Source organism: Parasphingomonas zepuensis, assembly GCF_036663735.1.
Taxonomy (GTDB): Bacteria; Pseudomonadota; Alphaproteobacteria; order Sphingomonadales; family Sphingomonadaceae; genus Sphingomonas.
In genome coordinates, this window is record NZ_JAXOJO010000103.1 from 1 (window position 1) to 1,003 (window position 1,003).

Annotated in this window: 1 protein-coding gene and 1 pseudogene; both read right to left on the bottom strand. The window is 61.3% G+C overall.

The window, feature by feature from the left end:
• Positions 1–115 precede the first annotated feature (115 nt).
• Positions 116–691, bottom strand: a complete 576-nt coding sequence (locus tag U1769_RS25600; RefSeq protein ID WP_332720962.1) for an ATP-dependent Clp protease proteolytic subunit — start codon at positions 689–691, stop codon at positions 116–118.
• Between the two features lie 35 nt (positions 692–726).
• A pseudogene (locus tag U1769_RS25605) lies at positions 727–1,003 on the bottom strand (C13 family peptidase); the annotation flags it as partial.

Genomic DNA, 1,003 nt, shown 5'->3' on the forward strand with positions numbered 1-1,003 from the left:
TCAGCAGTTTCACGCCCGGTGTTCGCTCCAGAATACTGGTGGTCATGGCTTAGCTCCGTCGATGAACCGTGCAGATTCATAGACGAGTCGTTTAAGCGATCAAGTGCTTTGCTTGTCAGATGACGTCGAGGACCAAGCCAAGATCGCGCGCCTGCTCGGCCTCGATATACCAGTTGGAGGCGGCACGATGCTGAACTTCATCGAAGGTGATCTTCGACCCGGCAATGAGGTCGCGAAAGCCCTCTTCCTCGATGCGGACCGATTCCTCGATCTCGTGCAGCTTAGCCTTGAGGCCGGCGGTGAGCGATTTTAGCGGGCCGGACAGTCGGATCTCGGCGGTGAGCAGGCGTTCGTGGATCATGATGCGCGTGCCGCGTGTCAGGAAGCGTTTGTCGACCGGGAAATGCGCCATCAGCGTGGCACCCGCCGAATAGACCGCCACCTTGCCCAGGAACAGGATTTCGCGATTCTCAAACTCGCGGATCAGGCGGATTTCGTCGCCCATCAGACGAGCGATTTCGGGGTCGCCCCCCAGCGTGCAAATGGCGACGACCAGCGTGCCATCATTGGGTGCGGCGGCGAGTTGCTTGCGAAAGGATTCGTACATCGCATGATCGACCGTGCCCGACAGATGAATGTGCGGGCGAGCGAGCAGCGGATAGCGGATGCTGTTGACGGTCGTTTCGGTCATGTGCGGGGCAACCCGCCGCGTTCGCGGAGGTTCCCTTAGCGTTGGAGCGTGCCGAGGCTGTCGATCGAGGGCTTGCCGACAGGCGCCGTGCCGGCCTTCGGCATGCGCGTTTCCAGCGGTTTGAGCCAGATTCCGACCTCGACGCCGACACTCTGCTGGGGCAGCGAGGATTTGAGATTCCCCCGTTTTTCCCAACCGTCGATCAGCGCGATCGCTTCGGCCATCGCGCTGTCGAGCGGCTGCGGCTTGCGCAGCGCGCGGTTGATGAGGGCATCCCCGAAAAACGTCCAGTCATTCTCGGCGACGCAACCG

What these genes read in the sequence shown, in the direction of transcription:
- U1769_RS25600 (WP_332720962.1), bottom strand. Translation starts at nt 691, where the DNA reads ATGACCGAAACGACCGTCAACAGCATCCGCTATCCGCTGCTCGCTCGC.